This window comes from Flavobacterium sp. UBA4854, from assembly GCF_002399805.1.
GTDB lineage: Bacteria > Bacteroidota > Bacteroidia > Flavobacteriales > Flavobacteriaceae > Flavobacterium > Flavobacterium ginsengisoli.
On sequence record NZ_DHEI01000074.1, the window covers coordinates 4265 to 7905 of the forward strand.

Genomic DNA, 3641 nt, shown 5'->3' on the forward strand with positions numbered 1-3641 from the left:
ACGTTTTTCAAATTGATAACTTCTTGATCGGTCAAAAAGCGCCAGTTTCCGCGAGGAAGATTCTTTTTGGTTAGTCCAGCAAACGAAACACGGTCAATACGTAATACATTGTATTCGAAAGATTCAAAAATAGAACGTACAACCTTTACGTTGGCAGTACGTAATTTAAGACCAACTTCGCTTTTTGGTTCATTATCAATATAGCTTACTTCTTCAACAAAAACGCGGTGTCCGTCAAGAACTAAACCTTTGCTAATTTTTTCTAAATCTTCGAACTTCAAGTTTTTGTCTAAAGAAACCTGATAGATTTTAGAAGATTTCTGATTTGGTAATGTAAACTTACGAATCATATCAGTATCGTTAGTAAACAATAATAAACCAGTTGTATTCTTGTCCATTCTTCCTACAGGAGCAATTTTTGCATTCGTAGCGCCACGAACAAGTTCTAGAACGTTACGGTATTCCTGACCTTCATCAAGAGCAGTCGTGAAGTTTTTAGGCTTATTCAATAAAATATATTCTTTCTTTTCAGGAGTTAGTGTAACACCGTCAAAATTTACAACATCATTCAGTTTTACCAAATAACCCATTTCGGTAACTACATTACCGTTTACTTTTACGTTTCCAGACTGAATGTAAATGTCAGCATCACGACGAGAACAAACACCAGAATTAGAGATGTATTTGTTCAAACGAATTTCATCTGAAGCCTTCTGTCTCTTTGCAGGCTGATTTTGTTTTCTAAATTTTTCAGCTGCTGCTTCCTGTGCTGCCTTAACTTCAGGTTTTACTTTTTTAGGCCCTTGCGCGCGCTTAGCCATAGGAGGTTTTGGCTTGCTAGAGTTTGGTCTTGAGCTATTTGGTCTAGATCCACCTCTTTTATTATTGCCTTCCTTGTTGTTCATAGAATCATTAATTTGTGCAAAGATAGTTTTTTCCTGCTAATAAATCTTAAGTTCAATGTTCTTAGATTAATAGCGTTTTATTTTAAGATGTTCAGAAGCAATACAATTGCCTTTTTTGTAATAGATTATTCCGCAGAGATTCACAAAGAATTTCATAGAATTACACAAAAAATACTTTGTGAATCTCTGTGGAAGAAAAAAACTTAATAATTAGAAATCAATTCACGACCATGCCATAAGACGCTTGGATTAATCAGAACAATACAGCAAACACCTGATACAATTAGGAATTTAAGGACATTATGAAGTCTTAGATATTGTTCTTTAGAGTCAGATTTCCATAAATAAATCAAGAAGAAAAGTAAAACTCCAAAAGAGGCATAAAAGTAGATATCCATATAACCAACGTCGTGTATGTTTACTAAAACGTAAACAGGAACGATCGTTAAAATGGTTAAAGCTGTAATGATTTGTTTAGAAATTTTTTCTCCGTACAAAACAGGAATTGTTCTATAATCGGTTACTAAATCGCCTTTTAGATTTTCCAGATCTTTAATCATTTCGCGAATTAGCAAAAGCAAAAACAAGAAAATTGCATGTGCAGAAATCACTACAAAATGACTCATATGATTTTCTATTTCTTCAAAGGAAATTTTGTTGTAGAAATACAATAAAATAGCAAAAAATGGCGTAACAGCCAGCAATGCAGACATTAAGTTTCCAATAATTGGATACTTTTTGATTTTATGAGAATAAAACCAAATCATGAAAATATAGACAGAAAAGAACAAAAATGCGCGCCAAGAAACGATCGACGCCATAATTACAGCAAGAAAGTTTAAACTAAAGTACACATTTAGCTTTGTTTTCTGACTAACCAAACGATCCAACATCGATTTGTTTGGTCTATTGATTAAGTCTTTTTGGGAGTCGTAAAAATTATTGATAATATACCCTGAAGCAATGGTAATCGCCGAAGCAAAAACAATTAGAAATAAGTAAAAATCTAGCAAAATATCCAACGCTCTAATTTCTGGCGCAAGTATAAAAATTGCCGATAAATACTGTGCTAAAACAATAATTGGAATGTTATAACCTCTAACCACAGAGAACAGACTAACAATTTTCATCATTAAAAGTTTTTGCTGTCTGCTTAACATAAAGTTTGTTTTGGATGGATTAGATTAGGGAAGTTAAAAGATATTTTTTAATTCAAAAATTTAGAGTTTGTTTTTTAACAATTCTTTAGAACCATAACCCAACTTTCGAATACAGGCCAAGGCTTGTTTTTGGGTTATTTCAATTTCTCGTATGTCTTTTTTTTCTACAAAAACTACCGATCCGCTCCAAGGATTTGGTGCGTCTGGAATAAAAACAGTAAATACATTATCGCTTATCTGTTCAATCAAAAAGGCAAATTGCCAACCCGCATCTGTTGGCACCATAATTACTTTTAAATCTTCTTTAGATTCAAAACCCAATATATTTTCATTCATGCTTTTCATAAATGAATAGCCAGGAACGAAACTTAAAATACCATCTTCTAATTTCTGAACTAATTTTTCAGCTGCCGCAGTTTTTGCAAGCAATCCAGCAATAAAACAAATTAGAATTATGATTAATATTCCAACAAGCTCCTGTATCGCAAGTCCTAAAACACTTACTTTCGGTAAAGTGCTTACAAGTGGCAGTGTAGTTTTTTGTACAAGACCATATCCTTTTTCTAAAACAATTATTAGTACAACCAATGGTACTAGAAACAGAATTCCGCCTAAAAAAGTTGCTTTGATAATCTTTAAAATACTATTCATATTCAGTAACTTTTTTAGGTTAAATTTTCAGAAAAGTCTATTCAAATAATTATCGTTTTTTAGGAAATTAAAATTGATAAACAACTTCTAATTTGTAGTCTTTCAAAGAAGCTTTAGCACGTTCTAAATCTTCGGTAAAACCAAGAATATAACCGCCACCGCCAGAACCGCAAAGTTTTAGGTAATAATCGTTAGTGTCAATTCCGTGTTGCCAAATTCCGTGAAATTGTTCCGGAATCATTGGTTTAAAGTGATTTAAAACAACTTTAGAAAGCTTTTTAGTATTGGTAAATAACGATTTCATATCGCCGTGTAAAAAGTTTTCTACGCAGGCATCTGTATATTTCACAAACTGGTTTTTAAGCATAGCACGGAAACCTTTATCTTTTAAATTTTCCATAAAAATGCTAACCATTGGAGCAGTTTCTCCAACAATTCCTGAGTCTAACAAAAATACAGCACCTTTTCCGTCAAAACTTTGAGTCGGAATTCCAGTTGCTTCAATGTTATCTTTAGAATTAATCAGGATTGGAATACTCAAATAGCTGTTTAAAGGATCTAAACCAGAACTTTTTCCGTGGAAAAAGCTTTCCATTTGAGAAAATATATTTTTTAAGTGTAATAATTTTTCACGAGTAAGATTCTCCAGAACAGTGATTTTATTGGTAGCATATTTATCGTAAATAGCTGCAACAAGCGCACCGCTACTTCCAACGCCATATCCTTGCGGAATACTAGAGTCGAAGTACATTCCAGTTTCAACATCATTTTTTAAAGTTTCTAAATCGAAAGTAACCAATTCTGGTTGCTGAGTATGTAGCACTTCGAGATAAGAAGCAAAACTTCTTAAGCTTCTGTTTGATGAAATCGCTTCTTCTGTAGGCTCTTCAGATTTTTTTAAAGCGCCATTGTAAAAGTTATAAGG

The 3641-nt window shown here is 32.9% G+C and carries 4 protein-coding genes; all 4 read right to left on the reverse strand.

The annotated features are described in order from the left end of the window. Window positions 1-905, reverse strand: a 905-nt coding sequence (locus B3J44_RS10540) for a pseudouridine synthase (RefSeq protein WP_198854741.1), incomplete at its 3' end; no start/stop codon positions are given. A gap of 203 nt (window positions 906-1108) precedes the next feature. Further along, a complete protein-coding gene (locus tag B3J44_RS10545) occupies window positions 1109-2065 on the reverse strand; it encodes a geranylgeranylglycerol-phosphate geranylgeranyltransferase (protein ID WP_286968379.1) in 957 nt (318 codons plus the stop codon). Window positions 2066-2125: 60 nt separating this feature from the next. After that, window positions 2126-2716, reverse strand: a complete 591-nt coding sequence (locus tag B3J44_RS10550; protein WP_286968381.1) for a DUF502 domain-containing protein — start codon at window positions 2714-2716, stop codon at window positions 2126-2128. Between the two features lie 67 nt (window positions 2717-2783). Then, a partial coding sequence (locus B3J44_RS10555; protein WP_286968382.1) for a mevalonate kinase occupies window positions 2784-3641 on the reverse strand: 858 nt, incomplete at its 5' end.

Coding starts and splice junctions, on each gene's coding strand:
- B3J44_RS10550 (WP_286968381.1), bottom strand. CDS start 2,716: ATGAATAGTATTTTAAAGATTATCAAAGCAACTTTTTTAGGCGGAATT.
- B3J44_RS10545 (WP_286968379.1), bottom strand. CDS start 2,065: ATGTTAAGCAGACAGCAAAAACTTTTAATGATGAAAATTGTTAGTCTG.